At 39.5% G+C, this 17,660-nt stretch carries 12 protein-coding genes; 4 read left to right on the top strand and 8 right to left on the bottom strand.

Features of this window, described 5'->3' with window-relative positions:
• Positions 1–46 precede the first annotated feature (46 nt).
• The 4 genes from ABJH98_RS11965 to ABJH98_RS11950 are packed head-to-tail and all read right to left on the bottom strand — an operon-like array spanning position 47 to position 6,099.
• The gene (locus ABJH98_RS11965; protein ID WP_348307915.1) at positions 47–1,366 is read right to left on the bottom strand and encodes a TolC family protein; all 1,320 of its coding nucleotides are present in this window, start codon (positions 1,364–1,366) and stop codon (positions 47–49) included.
• Positions 1,356–4,499, bottom strand: coding sequence for an efflux RND transporter permease subunit (locus ABJH98_RS11960; protein WP_348307914.1), 3,144 nt, complete (start codon positions 4,497–4,499; stop codon positions 1,356–1,358). Before ABJH98_RS11960 ends, ABJH98_RS11965 begins: the two co-directional genes overlap by 11 nt.
• 6 nt (positions 4,500–4,505) lie before the next feature.
• Entirely contained in the window at positions 4,506–5,621 is a 1,116-nt protein-coding gene (locus tag ABJH98_RS11955; protein WP_348307913.1) for an HlyD family efflux transporter periplasmic adaptor subunit, read from the bottom strand.
• A gap of 4 nt (positions 5,622–5,625) precedes the next feature.
• Positions 5,626–6,099 (bottom strand): MarR family transcriptional regulator, encoded by a 474-nt coding sequence (locus tag ABJH98_RS11950; protein WP_348307912.1) that lies wholly within the window; start codon positions 6,097–6,099, stop codon positions 5,626–5,628.
• A 256-nt stretch (positions 6,100–6,355) separates the two neighbouring features.
• On the opposite strand from ABJH98_RS11950, the gene ABJH98_RS11945 reads away from it, so the two are divergent.
• From ABJH98_RS11945 to ABJH98_RS11935, 3 genes are read left to right on the top strand one after another with little or no spacing between them, the layout of a single operon-like run.
• Positions 6,356–7,489, top strand: coding sequence for an efflux RND transporter periplasmic adaptor subunit (locus ABJH98_RS11945; protein WP_348307911.1), 1,134 nt, complete (start codon positions 6,356–6,358; stop codon positions 7,487–7,489).
• 3 nt (positions 7,490–7,492) lie between these two features.
• Complete coding sequence (locus ABJH98_RS11940; RefSeq protein WP_348307910.1) at positions 7,493–10,708, top strand: efflux RND transporter permease subunit; 3,216 nt, start codon at positions 7,493–7,495, stop codon at positions 10,706–10,708.
• Between the two features lie 22 nt (positions 10,709–10,730).
• Positions 10,731–12,068, top strand: coding sequence for a TolC family protein (locus tag ABJH98_RS11935; protein WP_348307909.1), 1,338 nt, complete (start codon positions 10,731–10,733; stop codon positions 12,066–12,068).
• On the opposite strand, the gene ABJH98_RS11930 is transcribed toward ABJH98_RS11935, so the two are convergent.
• Positions 12,065–12,493, bottom strand: coding sequence for a DUF3995 domain-containing protein (locus ABJH98_RS11930; protein ID WP_348307908.1), 429 nt, complete (start codon positions 12,491–12,493; stop codon positions 12,065–12,067). The genes ABJH98_RS11935 and ABJH98_RS11930 overlap by 4 nt on opposite strands.
• 3 nt (positions 12,494–12,496) lie before the next feature.
• Entirely contained in the window at positions 12,497–13,819 is a 1,323-nt protein-coding gene (locus ABJH98_RS11925; protein WP_348307907.1) for a D-alanyl-D-alanine carboxypeptidase, read from the bottom strand.
• A gap of 103 nt (positions 13,820–13,922) precedes the next feature.
• Between ABJH98_RS11925 and ABJH98_RS11920 the strand changes: the two genes are divergently transcribed.
• On the top strand, positions 13,923–14,891 hold the full coding sequence (locus ABJH98_RS11920; protein WP_348307906.1) for a zinc dependent phospholipase C family protein: 969 nt from the start codon (positions 13,923–13,925) through the stop codon (positions 14,889–14,891).
• Between the two features lie 9 nt (positions 14,892–14,900).
• Here ABJH98_RS11920 and ABJH98_RS11915 read toward each other — a convergent pair whose 3' ends face one another.
• Entirely contained in the window at positions 14,901–16,604 is a 1,704-nt protein-coding gene (locus ABJH98_RS11915) for a hypothetical protein (RefSeq protein WP_348307905.1), read from the bottom strand.
• A 141-nt stretch (positions 16,605–16,745) separates the two neighbouring features.
• Positions 16,746–17,624 carry an alpha/beta fold hydrolase gene (locus tag ABJH98_RS11910; RefSeq protein ID WP_348307904.1) on the bottom strand — a complete coding sequence of 293 codons (879 nt, stop codon included), beginning with the start codon at positions 17,622–17,624 and terminating at the stop codon, positions 16,746–16,748.
• Positions 17,625–17,660 lie beyond the last annotated feature (36 nt).

The raw sequence follows: 17,660 nt of genomic DNA, 5'->3' as shown, positions 1-17,660 counted from the left end.
AAGGGTTAGACGGCTAAGGTCCAACCCTTGACTAAGCTCTTATAGATTAGAATTTGGCGTCTAATATGGTTCCGCTCAATCGTAGCAATTCGAGCTCTGCAATTTTTGCGCTGTATTTGGCTTGATTGAAATTGAGGTTGGCGGTGAGCAAATTAAACTGAGCCTGTCTGAATTCTATTGAAGTAATGAGTCCAAAACCATATTGCTCTTTCGATCGATCAAAATTTCGATGATTGGTCTGCAGGTTTTTTTCTTCGGCTTTCATCACAAATAGAGCAGTTTGATACACGGTCCAGGCATTTTGTACTTGTCGTTCCAGGTCAAGTCGAGTTCTTTCCAGATTGATCTGCTGGTTTTCCATCGCCAACTTGGAGTTTTGTCGTTGGACATTAGAACGGCCCCCATCAAAAATATTCCATGTCAAGGTGGCGCCTATGTTTAATGATGTAGAAGTCGCTTGGGAGGAGAAATTACCTGGTGCAAATTGATTGTTGTTCCAGCCGTAGGAAGAGTTTATGCCTATTTTGGGAATTATCGCAGAATTGGTCACTTTGATGTTGTATTGAGAATTCCTTAACAAGCCTTGTTCGATATTGAGTGCGGCATTCTTTTCTCTGGCAGATACTTCCAATGCCTGATAGTTGACCTCATCGAAGGTGAGCAAAGTGTCCACACTAAAATCTACACTTACATCTCTGCCTAACAGCAGGTTTAAGTTGCGCTTCTCATTTTTGAGCTGCTGAACAATGGTGAGGTAATTGATACTATCCGTGTTGTAATCTACCTCTGCGTTTAAAATGTCTAATTGACTGTTCTGACCAAATTCGAAACTGTATTTCGCGCGAAGCCATCGTTCTCGGGAAATATCTAGCGTTTCTTTTTGATTCAACTCGTTTTCTGTCAGACGTGCTATTTCATAGTAGGCGACAAACAAATTTACCATTGTGTTTTCCATTATGGATCGTGCCTCTATTTGGCTCAGATTATAATTTTCTTGCAACCGCTTATAATCATACTTTCGTCCGAACCCATCAAAAACGGTATAATCCAAATTGAGGGAGGCATTGGAACTGGAACTTGTCACTCCACGATTTAAACCAGTTGAGTCATTTGCGAATGTAATTTCCGAATTTACTCTAGATCGATTTGTCCCTGCTGTACCTGAAACATTAGGTAAATAACCACTGTTGGTGATTTTTGCACTGTTCTCCGAAATTTTCAAATCGTTTGATGCAGCTCTTATATCAAAATTATATTCTAGTGCAATTGACACAGCATCTGATTTGCTCAAGATTTCCTGAGCATGAGATGCTGTAGTTGCGCAGAAAAGTCCTGCAACCAGATATGTTAATTTATTAATTCTCATTTTCAACTTTTAATTCTTTTACAGCTCGTTCTACTTCTTCTTCAGTTGGTTTTTTGCCGGTCCACAACCAGATGGCATACACTTTTACCGTATTGCCAGTAGATAGCATCAAAGGCAGCATGATAAGTGTCAGTACCGTCGCTACCATTATTCCATAAGCTACGGCTATGGCCATTGGAATTAAAAATTGCGCTTGACGGCTAGTTTCAAAAATCAAAGGTGTAAGGCCAGCGATAGTGGTGACCGAAGTCAGAAATATGGCTCTAAACCTTGACTTTCCTGCGTCTATTAGCGCTTGTTGATAGGGACGTCCTTCTTTGAGATAGGCGTTCATTTTTCCAATCAGAACCAGGCCATCATTTACCACAATTCCAATGAGTGCAATGATCCCTAAAAAGGATAATATATTGATTGGGAAATCATGGATCCAGTGTCCCCAAGCCACACCAATCAAACTAAATGGAATCATGAGTAGTAGGAGGAAGGGCTGACTGATGGACCGGAATGTAAATGCGATAATAACAAAGATGGAAAAGATAATAATCGGCAATACCGCTGCTGCAGTTGAGGTGGTCTTGCCAGCTTCTCGATTCTGTCCTTCAAACACTGCTGTGACGTGGGGAAACTGTGCTTTTAATTTTGGCAGCATTTCAGCTTTTACTTCATTCATAATATCTGTTGCACTAGTTTTAGGATCTTTCAAATCACCTTCAATCCGAATTTCTCTTTTGCCATTCAAGTGATTGATAGAAATTTCACCTCTTGATATTTCAAAATTGGCAATCTCTGTGAGTGGTACCCGATCGCCAGATGAATTAACTATGCGCATGTCATCTAAGTTTTTGATGGATGATCGTTCATCTTCGTCATAGCGAACCCATACCTTGATTTCGTCTCTTCTTCTTTGAAATCTCTGGGCTTGATAACCAAAGAAACCTGACCTCACTTGACTGATGACGTCATTGAGGCGGAATCCCATGGCATAGGCTTCATCTTTCAAAGTAATCTTGATTTCTTTGATGCCTTGCGGGTCATTATCCTCTATATCTTTAACTAAAGGATTTGCTTGAAGGTAAGACTTCATTATTTTTTTTGCTTCCTTTAGCTCTTCAATGTTGTCACTGAGCAGTGCCATGGAGATTGGTTTACCACCAAAGTTTCCGCCAGAACCAAAGACTACGCTTTCAGCACCATGTATTTCACCTACTCGCTCACGCAGTGCGGAAGACATTTCATGGGAAGGAAAATTTCTATTCTCACCTGCTAGTAAATTGATGTTTAATGAGGCCGTAGAAGTTCCTGGCCCCATTCTTCTGACCATGTTTTCGATGGCATCTCCTTCCTGCTGGGTGTCGAATTCTTGACCTACTTCCCAAGCTACCGTCTCAATGTGCGAAATAATCGAATCAGTGATAGACTCATGAGTGCCCTGGGGCATTTTTAATGAAACAGAAATTCTATCACTTGCTATTTGAGGAAAGAAAGTTACTCGGATAATTCCGCCTCCAATCGACCCTATGGTTAGCATAAATAAAAAGATAGGTATAGCAAACCCCAGCACTCTATTATTTAGAAAAAATACCAGGGCAGGGGCATATACTTTATCTCTCACCCATGCCATAAATTGATCCGCATATCGATTGAAAACGTAAGTTTTTTGTTCCTTAGACAACGCTCTTGAGTGTGCGACATGCGATGGCAAAATGATTAATGCCTCTACAAGTGAAACAACCAAAGTAAGGATAACAATGGTGGAAACTTCTCCAAAAAACTCTCCAATTCTACCTTCCAAAAAGAAGAAAGTGGAGAAGGCTACCAGAGTAGTGAGAATGGCTGATGTAATAGCAGGAATGACTTCCGCGGTGCCATCGATCGCGGCCCGAATAGGTGTTTTTCCTTTCTCGTAGTGATGATAGATATTTTCAGCTATCACAATACCATCATCTACCAATATACCGATCACGATAATCATCCCAAATAAGGACAGCACGTTGATAGTCACATCGAAGAATCCGGCAAACATAAACATTCCAAAGAAGGCGATAGGTAAACCAAAAGCGACCCAAAAGGCTAATCTTGGTTTGAGAAAAATGGCCAGGAAAAACAATACCAACAGCATACCCTGCACGCCATTTCTTAAAAGCAATTCGGAGCGTTGAACAATGGTGATTGATGAGTCACGTGTTATGTTGATTTGCACATTGTCGTGACTCTCGTTGAATTCACTGATATAAGCTTTTGTTTTGTCTGCCACATCGATCAGGTCTTCTGAGATAGTAGCATTCACTTGAATTCTTACAGAACTCTCACCGTTAAAATAAGATCGGTCTGGAGTTTCAGACCAGCGATCTCGCACTTCTGCTACGTCTTTTAATCGAACTAATTCACCTGATTCTGTTGCTTTTACCACGATGTGATCTAACTCGTCACCATAATACTTTCTATTGCTTACTCTAATGAGATACTCCTCATGAGCTGTTTTTATAGTGCCTCCTGTAACCAATATGTTGGTAGATGAAACTGCTTCAGCTACTTGTTGAAAAGTAAGGTCATAAGCCCTTAGCTTATCTTCATTGATAGCAATTTCTATTTCTTCTTCAGGATAACCTGTCAGTTCAACTTGAGAAATACCTTCTAGATTTTTTAGGTCTGTCTCCACGTCCCGAGCCATAGTTTTCAATGCAGTAAGTGGAATATTTTGGCCACTGATGGCCATAGTCACGGCTTCCGTAATGAATATCCCCTTTGAAATAATAGCGGGCTCCATGCCGACAGGAAATGAAGGGATTCTATCCACTGCGTTTTTTACATCGGCTAGTACGGCATCAATATCATAACCTTTTAAGACTTCAATAAGTACAGATGCAGAGTTTTCGGAAGAAGTTGATGTAAATCGGTCTATTCCAACTAATCCTCGGATGTTGTCTTCAATCTTTAGGATAATGCCCTCTTCCATCTCTTGTGGAGATGCACCCGGGTAGGTGACACTGATGGTGATATCTCTACTTTCAACTAATGGGAAAAAAGAAGATTTCAGATTCAGAAAGCCAAACGTTCCCAAAAAAGTGAAAGCGATAACAATGACCCAACCTGCGACTGGGTACTTGATGAAGTGATCAATTATTTTATGCATTCGATTTTAGTTTTCGCTGAACACTTTTACTTCCATACCTTCAAAGGCACCTGGGACAATTTTTGAGAGGATTTCCGTTCCATTCTTCAAATTGTTCACAATGACTGATTTTTCGGTTTTGTGAGCTATCGTAACCGGCATCAGATAGAGTTTGCTATTTTGGATCGCGAAAATTTTATCTCCTTCTACCAAAAGTTTCCGGTCAATTTCAACTGCGTTTGGAATTCTTTCTCCGGCAATAATGGCTTCGAGATACACGCCTTCTTTCAACTCTTTTCCAGATACTTCAATGTACACCTGAACGGTTTGTGTAGTTGCATCTACTTTTCCATTAATTCTAGAAACATAACCAGTCCATTCCTGATCATTTGAATTAGGATTGTTCACTTTCACTTTTTTACCAATAGTCAAAGACGGAAGCAAAGATTGACTTATAGCTACTTCCAGTTCATAAACTGATGGATCGATAAACTCTCCGAGTTTTTGACCAGGACGGATCACCGTTCCAGGATTGACCAAGGTTTCAGTTAGCACACCGCTATAAGGCGCTCTGATTTTGTATTTACTTTGAAGTATTTCTAAATTCTTAGTGTTGTAATAAGTGGTGTAAATATTCTTTCCCGTGATGAAATACTTTTCCTTTTCTGAGGTGGTTTCAGGTAGCTTTGCAATCGGTGCATCGATATCAAAATTGGAAACATATGCATTCCATTTTTTGTAAGCTTCAGGATAGTCTAACCTAAGGTCAGGCAAAATACTTGTCACCAAATTTTGCAGCACACTTTTTTGAGCCAATAGGCTCACGTATGCATCATTACTTCTGATGTTAACTAAAGTTTCTCCTTTCGAATATTTTATACCTGGTTTGAAGAGTTTGTTGTTCGATTCCATCACTCCTTGTACTTCAGCATACAGGTCGGCTTTTCTTTTGGCAACCAACCTGCCATTTTCGATCACATTCACACCAATATCTGAACCCATCACCTTTTGAGTAAACACTGTGGTTATCGTTTTTTGTGTGGGTGGTTTTTGATCTTTTTTACTTTCCATGATCATTTTGGATCCAAAAATCCCACCTAATATGATCAGTACACCTGCTACTATTGATATTTGTCTTTTCATGAATCTATTTATTGAGTGGAGCTGTTAGCTCATCTACATTAATATTCTTACCGATTTGTTTTAATACTTTAATGGTAGTGTCCAAATCTTTTTGTTCTACTCCGTCCTGCACGACTACTATTATTTCTTGAAGGATAGGAATAGCTGAGTTAAACATTTTTTTACCTTCTTCAGTAATGTCCACCAGCTTAATTCGCTTGTCATTCTCATCAACTGATCTTGTCACGAAATTTTTCTTTTCCATCGTATTGATCAATCGAGTGAGGGAAGTCTTGTCTCGATCCGTGATAAAAGCTAGACTATTTTGAGCCATGGCACCTCGATTGGACAAAACCTTAAGTAAGATCATTTGAGCTTTGGTCAGTTTAAGTCCTCTCGATGCAAAATGATCGTTCAGGAAATAGTCCAAAGCCTTCATCGTTCTTCCGAGCCAAGGCAGTATGGTTCTATCCAATTCTGGGAGTTTATTTTCTTCCATGCCGCAAAGTTTACGTCTTAATTGGAAATTAGTTGCATATGCAATTAATATTTTATTTAGGCGTTGTAGACTTGGTATGAACTGCATGACTATGGTGAAATATACTGGGGTTAATCGGGCTGAGCAATTGCAGTTCATCTACTATGATGGTGTATAGCTACATCACATATATTTGCCATTCATAAAATACTAGTACCATTCTGAAACAATTAACTCATTTTTGCGATAGAAGATTGACTATTACTATCTATCACCAATGAGAAGAAAACTTGTATCGTTTGCAGTTGTTGTACTAACTGTTGTTGCTGTTTATTTTGGCTATCAAAGGCTTTCTGGTCAGAAAGTGGAACCGCCACAAAGGCCCAAGCCAATCGCAAAAAATTATGTGTCTGCCAAACCGTTCCAACCACAAACCGTGGAGACAGTCATAGAGGCTTTCGGTAGGGTCGGGTCTGCAAAACAGCTCAGCGTGATAGCTGAAGTAGGAGGGAAATTACTTCAAGGAAGCTCAGTATTGAAAAAAGGCTCAAGGTTTAAAAAAGGACAGTTGCTTTGTAGGATTGATAATGTTGAAGAAAACTTAACCTTGCAAGCACGAAAAAGTAGTTTCTTGCATACCCTGGCATCCATTCTTCCAGATATCCGAATAGACTTTCCTAATAGTTTTAGCGTCTGGCAGTCTTATTTTGATGGTATCAAACTGGATGAAAAATTGCCAGCGCTTCCAGAACCTAAGTCCTCTAAAGAAAAGACATTCTTAGCTGCAAAAAATATTCTTAGCGAATATTATGCAATAAAAAGCGAAGAGGAGAACCTGAAGAAGTTTCATATTTACGCCCCGTTCAATGGCAGTATTGTTTCTATCAATTATCAAGTGGGCTCTGTAGTTAATCCTGGAGCTAATATTGGGACTATCATTAGCACAGATGAATTAGAGTTAGAAGTGCCTGTTGAGCAGCGTGATATTGAGTTTGTGCAGATGGGTAAAACAGTGACCATTGTGGATGAGTCTGATTTTGAACAAAACTGGATTGGGAAAATCATTCGAGTGGCAGACTTTATCGATCCCAACTCTCAAAGTGTGAGCGTCTTTATCAACATCCAGAAAAGATCTAAATATGAAGCATTGGACGGCTTGTTTTTGAAGGCCAGAATCCCTGGAAAGTCAGTGAAAAATGCCGCTGAAGTACCAAGGCGAATCCTTAAGAATAAGAATGAAATTTTTATAGTTCAGGATAGTGTGCTAGTTACTAAAAAAGTACGTGTGCACAAGATCTCTGAAAACAATGCCATTATAAGCGGATTGCAATCAGGAGAAATGATGGTCACCGATCGACCTTCGAATGCTTCTGAAAACATGAAAGTGGAAATCATAAAACCTAAATCGTAAGTCATGAGAAAGGTTATAGAATTTTTTGTCAAATACCCCATTTGGGCAAATGCCATTATTATGGTAGGCGTGTTTGGTGGGTTAGGAACTTACTATTTTAATTTAAAGAAATCGTTCTTCCCTGAGCGTGAGGCACGATACGTAAGCGTGAATGTGTCTTACCCGGGGGCTTCTCCTGTGGAAATGGAGGAAGGAGTGACCATTAAAATAGAAGAATCGCTCAAAGGACTCGAGGGTATTGAGGAGGTTACTTCTACATCGTCTGAAAACTTTGTCAATATCAGTATCCGCTCCAGAGATGGCTATGATTTGGATGAATTGACTACAGAAGTGAAAAATGCAGTGGATCGAATCAATGCCTTTCCGGTGTCGGCAGAGAAGCCTGTGGTGGCCAAACAAAAATCTACCAGTATGGCCGCATATATGGGGATACGCGGTACAGTTTCTTTATTAGAACTAAAAAAAGCGGCAGAGCAAGTAGAAGATGATTTTTTAAAATCAGGTTTCATTTCGCAAGTCAGGGTTTCGGGTTATTCCGATTTGGAGATTTCTATTGAAGTAAGGGAACAAGACCTAAGACGGTACAATCTGACATTTGCTGAAGTGGCCAGCGCCATTCGGATGAACAACCGAGATGTGTCGGGAGGATCTATCAAAACCGTAGATGAGGAGATTCGTATTCGTGCCAATTCGAAAGAATTTGACCCGAGCATTCTAGATGAAATTATTGTCAGAGCAAACCCAGATGGAACCAAGCTCCATTTGGGAAAGATTGCGGATGTGAAATTACAATTCGCAGATGTGCCTAATAAGTTTTATTCTAACGGCAAACGAGCCATCAATATCGCTGTACAAAAATTGCCCGAAGAGGATATTGAGAAAATCTCAAAGTTTTTGGATGAGTACGTCAAAGAATTCAACTCACAGCAAGAAAACATCGAGTTATCCATGGGCTTTGACTTCAACTCGATGCTAGAGGATCGACTGGAGTTGTTGATTAGAAACTTTGGTACGGGGCTGATACTTGTGTTACTGACACTCGGCTTTTTCTTGTCTTTGAGGCTTTCCTTTTGGGTAGCCATGGGAATTCCAATTTCATTCTGTGCCATGTTTATCATTGGAGATATGGCGGGTATCACGATCAACATGTTGACCCTTACAGGTATGCTCTTAGTAGTGGGGATTTTGGTCGATGACGGTATTGTAATTGCAGAAAATATTTATACACATTTCGAAAGAGGTAAGAAACCACACGAAGCAGCCATCGACGGTACCATGGAAATGCTGCCTTCTGTCTTTACCTCCGTGATGACAACCATTGTAGCCTTTATGCCATTGATCTTTTTGGATAATAATGGTTTTACCAAGGAAATGGCCATTGTGGTGATTGCCTGTCTGGCATTTTCCTTAGTGGAGGCCTTTTTTGTTTTGCCTGCTCACTTGTCGCATAAGTGGGTGTTGGAAGGAAGAAAAACAGATGGCTGGTATCATAGGTTCAGAGAAGGCATGGAGAAAATGATTGACCATGTTCGTTTCAATATGTATTCACCATTTATCGGTAGATTATTGAAACATCGTTGGATTTCATTTATGGCGCCGTTTGTATTTATTGTCATGGTGTTAGGCATGTTTGCTGGTGGTCTTATCAAGTTTACGCCATTCAGTCGTCCACCAATCGATGATATCAATGTGGATTTGGTATTGAAACCAGGGACTAGAGAGACTTTGACCGAAGAGTATCTTTGGAGCTTCGAGCGATCAATATGGAAAGTGCATCAGCGTATGTTGGACGAAGGTCGAATCAAAGACACCATCATGACAGATGTGGATGTTCAACTAGGCTCTACCTCTGATAGGCAAAACACAGGTTCTCATACTGGTGCTGTGAGGATTGATTTTGATCATCTCGATGAAAACAAAATCTCCGGATACGAAGTAGCCTCTAAAGTACGTGAAGAAATAGGCCTGGTGCCGGAAGCGGAGAAGTTTAGCGTAGGGGCAGCCAACTACTGGGGTAAACCTGTCGCAGTCTCTTTGAAGAGTAAGAATATTCCAGATTTGGAAAAAGCCAAAGAAGAGGTGAAAGATGCCTTACTCAAAATGTCAGACTTAATTGATGTAGGTGATGATGCATCAGCCGGACAACGCGAATTGGAGTTGAAATTGAAGCCGCTGGCTTATCATTTGGGCTTGACTCAAAACGATATTACCCAGCAGATCCGTCAAGGGTTCTTTGGTGAAGAGGTGCAACGACTTCAAGTTAATACTGATGAGATTCGAGTGTGGGTAAGATATCCTAAAGAGGACAGATTGAGTATTACTCAGTTGGAATCAATGAAGGTGAAGAAAAACGGAGCCGAGTATCCATTGTCGGAATTGGCAGACTATGAGATCGGTCGTGGCATTACGAGTATCAACCACTTCAATGGCAAAAGGGCTGTACAGGTCTATGCCGAATTGGCTAACTCTAAAACCACTTTACCTCCGATCTTGGATAAGATCACCAATGAGATCATGCCTCCAATCATGAACAAGTATGCGGGATTGGAGTATAGTTTTGAAGGACAATCGAGAGGATCACAGCGACAAACGGACTCCTTTATGGAGATTCTGGTGCCTGTTATTTTATTTATGTTGCTTTTTATCACATTGAACTTTAGGTCGTTTTACCAAACCTCATTGATCTTGGTGTTGTTGCCGCTTGGGTGGGCTTGTGCAGCCTTTGGGCATTTCTTCCACGATGCAGTAGTTTCCTTTGTGAGTTTCTACGGTATGTTGGCTTTATCAGGAGTAATTGTGAATGACGCCGTGGTGATGCTAGATCAATACAACAGAAACCTCAAAGAGGGGATGAATGTGATGGATGCCATTAACAAAGCAGGTACCGCTAGGTTTAGAGCTATCTTGTTGACCTCTATGACGACAGTCGCAGGGCTTTTCCCGTTGATATTGGAGAAAAGTTTTCAAGCCCAATTCATTATACCTATGGCCATTTCACTGGCTTATGGTGTGTTGTTTGGTACGTTGTTTATCCTGTTCTTCTTCCCGGTCATGATCTTGTGTTTCAATGATATTAAGGTATATACGACTTGGCTATTTAGAGGGATATGGTTGAGCTTAAGAGCGGTGTTCTGGGGTGACCATCAGGAAATTTTGAAGCCTACTAAGGAAGAAGTGGAACCGGCCATTATTGAAGGAAAGAAATTGGCAGAATACTGATTAATATTAAATGAATAATCAAATGAGGAAAGTCACCTTGACTTTAACCCTATTGGGTGTTTTTATAGGAAATGTAGTTCGAGCCCAGGATGAATTGTCTCTTTCTCAGGCGATAGAGCAAGGGTTAGCTAATAATTTTTCTATCCAAATAGAACAAAACAAACAACTTCAGGCAGCTAATTTGAATACCTGGGGACAGGCAGGGATGTTTCCAAACATTTCATTGAACGCCAGCCCTTCGATTTCTTATCAGGACCTTGAAACAGACAACCCTTTTAGGTTTGGTGGGGCAAATACTTCAACGGACGTTTCTCCAACTTTACAGGCCAGTTGGGTGCTGTTTGATGGTCTAAATGTAAGGATGACCAAAGGGAAGTTGGCGTTGTTGGAAGAACAATCAAGCGGTAATGCTCAAATTATTATAGAAAATACGGTGCAGGCTATTATTCTGGCCTATTATACGGTATTGTTGGAAGAAAGAAGAACGGAGGTTTTTGCCAATACTCTCAATTTGTCAAGGGATAGATATGACTATGTCAAACTGAAAGGAGACTTGGGTAGTGCAGTTACGTTTGACATTCTTCGAGATAAAAATGCTTATTTGACAGATTCGTCAAATTACCTGACTCAGCTATTGAATCATAAAAATGCGGTAAGAAATTTGAATCTACTTTTGGCTCAGCCAGTTGACAAAACTTATCAGTTCACCGACAGTCTCAGTGCCCAGGAAACGAGTTTTAGTCTGGACGAATTGGCAGCTGCCATGAAGTCTTCGAATAGTAACTTGAGAAATCAGTATGTAAATCTTGAAATCTTACAGAAAGAAATAGGTATTTCGCGTTCAGCCATGTATCCACGTTTGACATTTAATGTATCGGGCAGTAATGGTTGGAACCATGTGGAGTTAGGTACTCCGATAGGAAGCCCGCCTGATCAAATATCTGGTATTAATACAACTACTTTGTCTTTGGCTGCTAATCTCACGCTATCATTCACGCTTTACAATGGGGGGAAGATCAAGAATCAAATCAAAAATGCTAGTATCCAAGAACAAATTGGACAGTTGCAGATCAAAGATTTAGAACTGACTTTGGACAATTCTTTGATCAGTTCTTATGATCGATACAACCTTCGTCAGAATCTAAATAGCATTGCAGCAGTCAATTTGGAGACTTCTGATCTGAACTTGAGCATGGGAGAGGAGCGTTACCGCAACGGAAGTATCAATTCTTTCAACTACCGGGATTTGCAGATCACTTATCTACAAACGGCTCTATCCTATTATCAATCAATTTATAATGTGATTGAATCTAAAACTGAGTTGCTTCGTCTCAGTGGAGGAATTTTAAGTGAAAACTAATCTATTGGCCTAATAATCAGAAAACCCAAAAGAGCAATTAAAAGACACAAAGGAGAATAAAAGAAAAAATCAGCTTGAGCGAAAGCGGTATCCATAGGTGGTTTGAAAATTCCAATATATTTAAAATCCCCAACGGCTCGAAGTAGGAATATACTAGGAATCGTCCAGCCAATGATACGATTAGCTTTATCAGATAGAGGGTTGGTCACCCAATGAGTCTGAAGTATATAGAATAGGCTAAAAGCGAATAAGCCAAATCCTACGATAGCACAATCTATGGCTGTAGGTTGAAGTAAAAGATCCCCATTTGCATTGGTGGGCAAAGCAGCCATAAAACCCCACGAACTTCCTAATGCCCATGAAAAATGAATTCCAGCCAGGGCGAAAAATACAAGGACAAGAATAGCAGGCTTTAAGGATTTCATGTTTTAGTATTTTTCATAAATGAGTCGCATCACTTTCTCCATTTCTAGCTTCACCGGTCTAGAGCTGGAAGAGTAGTTATTGTTCATAAAACTGAAGAATAGGTCCTTGCCAGACTTGGTGTGGATGATGCCTGTGAGATTATGGTTGTTGCTTAATGTGCCAGTTTTGGCGAAGACGTACGGGGATTCACCCTCTTTGGGTTTATACCAATTTTTGAGTGTTCCATCTACACCACCTATGGATAGTACTTGTTTCAACTCATTCAAACTGATCTCTGTAGAGATATAGCTCATGACGGCGATCATGCTTCTTGGCGTTACCAGATTGTAGCGAGACAATCCACTTCCATCTTTCCATATGGGTGGTTTTGGGTAAATTCTAAGATTTTCTTCTAATGTAAATTGTCTAATAAGATCGGACTGAAGTGGCATTCGCATTTCTGTTGCGCAGAGGTAATGGATTTGCTCTGCGGCTAGATTGTCACTGCGCTTGAGCATGAACGCAAACAATTCCATGGAAGATCTGCTGTATGCTATTTTTGAATTCTCGAATTCAAAATCTGCTATCCAATTTATATTCCTTTTCAGTGTGTCTTCCAATAGCGAGATGGTGAGCTCATCCGAGGTTTTGAAAGGCACACTGTTTTTGTAGGCACTACGTGCAGTATCAGGTGCAAAACTGAAAATGTTGTAATCTTTTAAACGATAAGGACTGAGTTTTTCTGAATCAATTTCCCGTATGTCGGCGAAGTCTGCAAAGAAATTGGGTTGTACGTTAAATTGGTTTGAAACAGAATCATAGACGTAGCGAATAGAATTGCCATAAATGGGAAAAGCAGTTCGTTCTGGTTGGAAGTAGTATTCATAATCTTCCCACGACCACCCAGGTGCAAATGGTGCATCCTTGAAAATGGGTTGAACATAAAATAAATTATAGGTGGTATCCTTTAACATTTCGAAAATTGGTTGATCTTCAAAATCAGGGTGAAGAAATGTAGGATCTCCTGTTCCAGTGAATAGTAGAGAATCACCTTTAATGATATATTTCAAGCCAGGCACAGAATCCCTCATGAGTGTCAAGCCAGCATAAAAGGTTAGCAGTTTGGTATTAGAGGCGGGAATGAAGTATTTATCTTCATTCCAGGTGTAGAGAAAAGTACTGTCTTGCGGGTCGTAAAGTGCAAACCCGGTGAGATGACTATCAAACATGGGAGACTTTGATAAAGTCTTATTCATCATCGTTTTATTGGTTACTCCTTTGATGGCACTGCAGGACACAAAAACAGTGGAAACAGCCAGAAAGAATAGTAAATGTCTAAAGGTCATAGATGAACAGGCATTAGAACTGAAAATTAATGTCTGAGGAAATAATTATACTATGAAAGTCTTTTTATTTTAGTTGAGATTTATTGTACTTAATCATTTCTAAGTGAAAAAAAACATCTTCATTTTATTATTGGCAGTAACCAGTCTTGGTTTGTCTTCTTATCGCTGGGGATTTTATGCACATCGAAGAATCAATCGATTGGCTGTATTTACTATTCCACCAGAGCTTATGGGGTTTTACAAAAAACACATTGTTTACCTCACTGAAAACGCGATCAATCCTGACCAGCGACGATATGCGGTAGATTATGAGGCTCCCAGACACTATATTGACTTGGATATCTATGGAGATAGTGCGTTGCAAGTAGTTCCACACAATTGGTTTGATGCGGTAGAAAAGTACACAGAAGATACCTTGCAAACCTATGGCATTGTGCCCTGGCATATTACATTAATGAAACATCAACTAACCAAAGCTTTTGAAGAAAGGGATTTGGACAAAATTCTACGCTATTCGGCAGATATAGGACATTATATTGGTGATTCAAATGTGCCATTACACACAACAGAAAACTATAATGGTCAGCTGACAGGTCAGTACGGTATTCATGGTTTTTGGGAATCCAGATTGCCAGAGCTATACGCAGATGATTATGACTTTTTTGTGGGCAAGGCCGAATATGTGGACAACGTACAAGAAAGAGCTTGGGCTGCGGTTACAGCTGCTCATTTGGCTATGGATTCGGTTTTGTCTTTTGAAAAGCAGTTATCAGAAAGATTTTCTGAAAGCAAGAAATACTCTTATGAAGAAAGAGGAAACTCAACGACAAGAGTTTATTCCAAAAAGTATTCCCGTGCATATGATCAATTGCTTGATGGCATGGTAGAGCGCCGGATGAGAGCTAGCATAAAGATGGTTGGGGATATCTGGTTTACCTGTTGGGTAGATGCGGGTCAACCTGATGTTGCCTTGTTGATGGCGCTCGATTTAGACGACAAGGACAAAAAGAAAATGGAAGAAGAAAAGAAGAATTGGGAGAAACGATCCATCAAGAGCCGCGAACACAATTAAAGTAATAATTTACTTGCTTTTCGAGAGCGTTACAATATCAACAAATGCACGGATAATGTTTCGAGATTCTTCCACATTATTTGCATGAATAGTAAATTCATCTTCATAAGGCTGAATTTCACCATCTTTATAGCACTTAATGATTTTTTCTTTGAAATTGGTTTCGATCAAAACGGATATGGATCTTCCAGAAATATCAAAGTCAATATTTCGTTCGTTCAGATCAGAAAAATTGAGTTCATAGATATATTCTGTACTCCCCCTTTCGTCTATTTCTATTTTAGTAAACTTGAATTTTTTCAAATCTCCTTCTTCCACCAAGCTCAATGACTGACTAAAAGATTCATCGCCTTCTCTTACTTCTTTCACTGCTTGAGTGAGCCAATTTATTTTAGCACTTAGTCCAGACTCTGGGACATCAGGTCGGTAGTTTTTCCTGCACAGTTCAATCGATTTTTTTATTGCATATTGTAGACGTCTGGCATTTTCCGCATCTTCACAATAGAGCTTGAAAGATTCATCGTATGGGTCTACCTCCCCATTTTCAATCACTTTCATCAATTTTTGTTTTTTGTTAGTGATAAGCTCTATGAACATTTTAGATCCACTGATGTCGTAATCTATCACCTTGTCATTGATGTCTATCCAATTGAAATTGTATTGCATTTTATCAGATTTGCTCTCTGAAATTTCAGTAACAGCATACTCGGCTAGACAATCGGTATTGAATTTTTGTTCTAGTGTCACACCACCATAATTGAGTGTTTTGGTACCCGTGCTCAAAGCCTCCAATGCTCCATTTTTATTGCTGAATTTTGGGAATGCGGCTTCTACTTGTTTTTCAGCTTCGGGGATGATGAGTGTCAATACCGTTTGTAGATCTCTTGCTTCTTCTACATTATTAGTTTTGATAATGATGTCATCGATAAAGGGCTTGGATTCACCATCTTCTGCATATTTGATCAGTTTGTGTTTTCTCTTGGTTTCAAATTCTAGGCCAAATTCAGAACCACTAATATCAAACCGGACTGTATTTACATTTATATCGGCAAGGTTAAAGGAGTAATCGGCTTGCTTTGATGATCTACCGGTTTCTACAATACTCAAATTCACTTTTCCAGTAAAAAGTGGATCCGATTGTAATGATTGTGCATAGACCTTATCGGAGTAGGTAGCATCCTTTACATTGGTCGTCAACCAATTGAGCATTTCATCATAAGTTTTTAAGCTCAATTTATTCAGCATGATTTTTTCTGCCAACGGAATGGCCTTCTCTATGGTTTCTCTAATTTTTCTGGCATTGTCAATATCAGTTGCCACGATTTGTAATTCCTCAGTATAAGATTTGACTTCTTGATTCTCGAAGGTTTTAATTAAGTCCTGACTGTTTTTTATTTTAACATTGACAATGATCAGGTCTCGCTCTGTACTCTCTCTTACCGTATAAGGATCGATATCTGCAATATTTAGCTCATACGCATAAGTCTTGGCTGTACCTTTCGTACTGGTTTTAGTATAGCTGTATTTGATCACACTGGTGTGCTCAAAGAGGAGTTCAGGTTCGTACTTGTATTTACTGGTTTCCACGATGCCTACAGCAGCATCAAGTTCTTCGAAAAGCTGATTGAACTCCGATTGTTGAGCTACAGAAGAACAAATGGCAGTTAAAAATAAAACTGAATATGCAGTAAGAATTTTAGCGGCAGAAAACATAATAAGTGAGATTAATTAACCCACAAGATATGAACTAGCTTTCTAGAACCAAAACGAGAATTTGATTTTAGATTGTTATTTCGAAAAAATACTTAGAAATGAGTATTCTTATAGTTCAGTATAAAATTCCTAAAATGACGTCTAAAAGGCCATTGCATAAACACTTTTCTCCTTTTTGGTTTGTTGTCCATAAGATAGCTGTTCAATGACCATACTGATCACTTTTTGATCCCATAACATTTTATAATGTCCGGTTTTTTCCAGCAATTTTAACTCAGAGTTTGGCCATTGATTGTAGATCTCTATCGTGTTGGATTTTGGCAGCACTTTGTCATCTGCATCATGAATCAATAATAAATGATTATATCTGATTTTTGCACCGAGTTGATCTACTCTGATCCCTTCCAATGGTTCGTGCAAAATATTTTCAGCTCGCTTACACAGCTGCTCATGAGCCTGTTGATTGATGCCTATGAATTTGGAATAGTCTTCAAATATTTTGGTAATACTGTTGGGTGTGGTCAGGAATATCAACTGATCTACCTGGTGAGTCGTTTTGGATAAAGCATAGCTGGTTACAGCCGATCCGAACGAATGCGAAACGATAGAAAATGGTTGCTGTGGATTGATGTGATTGATGACTTCCAAAAGCACCTCTTTACACATTTTAATATTGGCCTTTTTTAGTTTTGAAAAACCATGAGCAGGTAGATTGAAAAGGATCACATGATGGCCCTTCTCTGCCAACTTCAGGCCAATCGCAGACATACTAGCCGCATTGGATTCCCAACCATGCACTAGCAATACCAATTGGCCCAATGGATTGCCCAATTCATAGCATTGGATATCTTCTAAATAATGTTTGATTTTAAAAGTTTTGGCTACTTTGAAAAATGACATTTCTTTCTTCCTGATTTTCTTGTTCAATGGTCTTTGAAATAATTCAAATGCCTGATTGCCAGCCATTTTTGGTGAGAGGGCTGAGGCTGCTCTAAAATAAGATCGGATCAATTTTAACATGGTTTTTCTGGTTTAAAATATACCAAACGGTATATT

The organism is Reichenbachiella sp. (genome assembly GCF_039969095.1).
Lineage (GTDB): Bacteria > Bacteroidota > Bacteroidia > Cytophagales > Cyclobacteriaceae > Reichenbachiella.
The sequence above is the reverse complement of the archived record's forward strand: the minus strand, read 5'-3'. Positions and strand labels throughout refer to the sequence as shown.